This is a genomic window from Phytoactinopolyspora endophytica (genome assembly GCF_004138495.1).
In the GTDB taxonomy this organism is placed as follows: Bacteria; Actinomycetota; Actinomycetes; order Jiangellales; family Jiangellaceae; genus Phytoactinopolyspora; species Phytoactinopolyspora endophytica.
In genome coordinates, this window is record NZ_ML142854.1 from 239473 (window position 1) to 243192 (window position 3720).

The 3720-nt window shown below is 70.0% G+C and carries 5 protein-coding genes; 2 read left to right on the forward strand and 3 right to left on the reverse strand.

The window, feature by feature from the left end; translation table 11 throughout:
- Both ELR45_RS40895 and ELR45_RS14155 read left to right on the forward strand, forming a co-directional pair.
- Positions 1 to 385: winged helix-turn-helix domain-containing protein (locus tag ELR45_RS40895; RefSeq protein WP_240759703.1), on the forward strand; the 385-nt coding region annotated here is incomplete at its 5' end.
- Between the two features lie 113 nt (positions 386 to 498).
- Positions 499 to 1206, forward strand: a complete 708-nt coding sequence (locus ELR45_RS14155; protein ID WP_129666980.1) for a sirohydrochlorin chelatase — start codon at positions 499 to 501, stop codon at positions 1204 to 1206.
- On the opposite strand, the gene ELR45_RS14160 is transcribed toward ELR45_RS14155, so the two are convergent.
- From ELR45_RS14160 to phnE, 3 genes are all read right to left on the reverse strand, one after another.
- A complete protein-coding gene (locus ELR45_RS14160) occupies positions 1200 to 1877 on the reverse strand; it encodes a TetR/AcrR family transcriptional regulator (protein ID WP_129666981.1) in 678 nt (225 codons plus the stop codon). The genes ELR45_RS14155 and ELR45_RS14160 overlap by 7 nt on opposite strands.
- Positions 1874 to 2734, reverse strand: coding sequence for a tyrosine-protein phosphatase (locus ELR45_RS14165; RefSeq protein ID WP_129666982.1), 861 nt, complete (start codon positions 2732 to 2734; stop codon positions 1874 to 1876). The genes ELR45_RS14160 and ELR45_RS14165 overlap by 4 nt, the downstream gene beginning before the upstream one ends.
- Before the next feature lie 108 nt (positions 2735 to 2842).
- The gene (gene phnE, locus ELR45_RS14170; protein ID WP_129666983.1) at positions 2843 to 3682 is read right to left on the reverse strand and encodes a phosphonate ABC transporter, permease protein PhnE; all 840 of its coding nucleotides are present in this window, start codon (positions 3680 to 3682) and stop codon (positions 2843 to 2845) included.
- Between the last annotated feature and the right edge of the window lie 38 nt (positions 3683 to 3720).

Genomic DNA, 3720 nt, shown 5'->3' on the forward strand with positions numbered 1-3720 from the left:
GCCGCAGCGAGCGCGCCTCGGTGCTCTGGTACGGGAGATCGTCGCCGAATTGCCCACGCGTTGCCGGATGCTGCGCGCCGCCGGACACGAGATCCAGGTGCGGGGCCACGCCGTGCTGGTGGACGGGGCGGCCCGCGAGCTGGCTCCGGCGCCGATGGCGATCCTGCGCGAGCTGGTCCGGCGGCCTGGCGTGGTGGTCTCCCGGTCCGACCTGCTTGCGGTGCTGCCTGGCGGAGGAAGCGACGAGCACGCGGTGGAGATGGCGATCACCCGGCTTCGGGCGGTTCTCGGTTCGCGGGTGGTGCAGACTGTGGTGAAACGTGGATACCGGCTGGCCTACGAGGCGGAGTCCGCCGGCGAGAAGTACGGAGCGCCGCGGCAGTGACACATGCCGTTCGGCTGTGGCCGGCGCTGGACAGCAGTCCGCAGCGGAGAGAAGACTGAATGCCTGAGCGGTGGCGTGCTGTGGCTGACAGAGTTCTGCGAGACACTGGAGACATGAGCGGAAATGTGTCCCTGATCGCCGCTGCGCATGGAACGCGTGACCCGGAAGGGCCGGTGGTCCTGGAGGAGCTGCTGGACGAGGTCCGGCTCCGGGCGCCCGGCGTCGACGTCAGGATCGCCTACGTCGACGTGATCGGTCCCATGCTGGATGAGGTGCTGGCGGAGGTGGGCGGCGCGCCCGTCGTCGTGCCGATGTTTCTCGCCTCCGGTTACCACGTCCGGGTCGATGTGCCGGACGCCGTCGAGACGACGGGCGGGACAGCAAGGGTGACGCCCGCGCTGGGGCCCGATGACGCTGTGGTGTCGGCCGTGGCGGACCGGTTGCGCGAGGTGAGCGCCCGGAACGGCGGTCTGCCGGACGCCGTCGTGCTGGCCGCGGCCGGTTCGTCGGACGATGCCGCGCTCGGCGAGGTCGAGGTCGCCGCGGCGAAGCTGGCTGAACTGCTCGACCGCGACGTGGTCGCCGGTTACATCACCACGGCGACGCCTACCGTCGAGGAAGCGGTCGAGTCACTCCGGGTGGCCGGACACGAGCGTGTCGGCGTCGCGACATACCTGCTTGCTCCTGGGCTGTTCCTGCGCCGGCTGGATGGGGTGGGAGCCGATGTCGTCGCACCGCCGATCGGGGTGCATCCCGCCGTCGTCGACCTCGTCGTGAACCGCTACCGGGAAGCCGTCCACGCGTCCGTGCCAGGTCATTGAGGTTCGGCGATGGAGGCTGCACCTCCGTGCCGGGTGGCACGGAGCATGGCGCACATGGTCCGGATCGTCCGGTCGAACGGGACCGTGCCGGGATCGCCGACCGGCCGGACGACGAACTGGTAGTACGCCGATCCCACGAGCATGTCCAAGCAGGTCGCGATGTCCGTTTCCGGTCCGATCTCGCCGCGGGCGATCGCCCGCTCGAAGGCCGCGACGACGGGCACCCGGCGTTGGGAGACGTGCTTCTCCCATGCAGTGCGCTGCAAGACCGGATCCCGCAGACCCATGACGATGCGCTTGCGCACGAGCTCGGTGACCCGCTCGTCGAGGCCCTCGGTGTGCTGGTGGAAGACGGCGAACAGGTCTCCTTCGAGGCTTCCGGTGTCCACCAGCTCCGGGTGCAGGCGTACGGAGTCCAGGGCGGCGGCGAGCAGCGAGTCGCGTGTGGGCCAGCGACGGTAGAGCGCGGCCCGGCTGACGCCGCTGCGCGCCGTGATCGCGCCGACGGTCACCCGGCTCTCGTCGTCCGTCTCCAGCAACAGCTCGACCACGGCGGACAGCACGCGCCGCTCGATCGAGTCGTCTCGCGGCCGTCCCGGCCGGACCCGCGGCCGGCGGTCATCAGCCTGTGCTTCGCTCCTCGGCAGGTCGGCCGGCCGGGCGCTGCTCATCGTGCCGTCACCTGGCCTGAGACGGGCTGGATGAGCCGTTGCCGCAAGCGCGACAGCGTGTCCGCGTGGAGACCCGCGTCCTGCAACGGCCGGAGCAGGCTGCCGTGACGGTCGCGGGCAACGGTGAGCAATGACGCCATCGACGCCGGCTCGGCCGCGAACATCGCCGAGCGTGGCGCCGCGTGCGGTCCGGGCTGGCCGCCGTTGCCGTCGTCGGGTGCCGGTGGTTGCCAGACCGCACCGCCGGCACCGCGGAACAGCGGTGCGTGCGCACCCCCGACGCGGCGGAGGATGGCGGACAGGTTCTCGCCGGTGACGGCATAGTCGGCGACGATGGTGTCGTCGTCCGCGCCGAGTGCGGTGAGCAACGCCGCGGCGAGGATGCCGGTTCGGTCCTTGCCCGCGGCACAGTGGAAGACGACGGCGCCCATACCCGACGCGATGAGCGAGAGCGCTGTCGCCAGCTGGGCCGCGCCTTTCTCCAGCATCCCGAGGTAGAGCAGACCGACGTCGTCGGTGGTGGCGTGCCGCATCAGCTTCATCAGGTCTGCATCGGCGTCGTTCGGCAGTGCGTCCGTGAGCGGCAGGTGGTGGTAGCCGAGTGCCCCGTGCCCGGCGAGCGGCCCACGCCCCAGGAACGTGGCCTCCTGCGGCGAACGGAGGTCGATCACGTGGCGTAGGCCACGCGTGCCGACGGCGTCGCCGGCCCAGTCCTCGGGCGCGATGGAGACGTCATCGCTGCGGAAGGCCACCCCGGGGCGGACGAGTCCGCCGTCGACCGGGAGCCCCCCGAGGTCACGGAAGTTGACCGGTGCGGTGCGGATCACGTGTGTATCGGGGCTGTCTGTGAAGGTCATGAGTTCATCCCTGGAGCGATCGGTGGATCGCGTGGTAGTCGCGGAGTTCACAAGCTGACGCAACCGGAGGCCGGACGTTCGCCGGCCGGCTGGAAGCGTGAACAGGCATCAGGTGAGTCGTTTGCGGATCAGTGCACTGAGCCGGTCGACGATGGTGACCAGGACGATGATGGAGATCACGATCGCAGCGAGGTGGCCGAAGTTGTACATCTGCATCGCCGTCGTCAGTTCCAGCCCGATGCCTCCGGCCCCGACCAGGCCGAGGATGGTGGCGCCTCGCACGTTGCCTTCGAACAGCAGCAGCGTGTAGGAGACGATCATGGGCGAGGCCTGCGGAAGGACCCCGAACGCCACGACCTGTGGTCGCGACGCGCCCGCCGCTGTGAGCGCCTGTAGCGGGGCCTCGTCCACCGACTCCATCGCTTCGGCGTAGACCTTGCCGATGGTCCCGATCGATCCGAGGATGATGGCCAGGATCCCGGCGAACGGGCCGAGCCCCACCGCGGAGACGAACATCAGGGCGAAGATCAGCTCGGGGATCGAGCGCAGGACGTTCAGCACGCCGCGGGTGAGTGCGTACAGCCACGGGGGAGCGATGTTGTTCGCGGCACCGAAGCTGACGATGAGGGAGAGCGCGGCGCCGAGCAACGTGCCGATCACCGCCATCTGAAGGGTCTCGACCAGGAGCCGGACGATCGTGCCGATCTCGGAGAAGTCCGGCGGCCACAGCCGGGACATGAAGTCGACGATGCTCGGCACGCCGTCGGCCAGCCTGGCCGGGTCGAATCCCGAGCCGAGCGCGGACCATATGACGGCGGCGGCCACCACGAGCAGGGTCAGCGTCCCCTTCGCGCCCGGCATGCGCAGCGGACTTGCCAGCGTGGCGGCCGACGGCGGCAACGGCGACGGGGCGTTCTCACGCCGCGTCGAACTCGGATTCGGATCCATAGATCTCGTGCACCTCCTCCGACGTGAGACGATCGGCC

Bases quoted from the DNA above. Each gene is read 5' to 3' on its own strand.
- ELR45_RS14165 (WP_129666982.1), bottom strand. From the start codon at position 2,734: ATGACCTTCACAGACAGCCCCGATACACACGTGATCCGCACCGCACCG.
- ELR45_RS14160 (WP_129666981.1), bottom strand. From the start codon at position 1,877: ATGAGCAGCGCCCGGCCGGCCGACCTGCCGAGGAGCGAAGCACAGGCT.
- phnE (WP_129666983.1), bottom strand. From the start codon at position 3,682: ATGGATCCGAATCCGAGTTCGACGCGGCGTGAGAACGCCCCGTCGCCG.
- ELR45_RS14155 (WP_129666980.1), top strand. From the start codon at position 499: ATGAGCGGAAATGTGTCCCTGATCGCCGCTGCGCATGGAACGCGTGAC.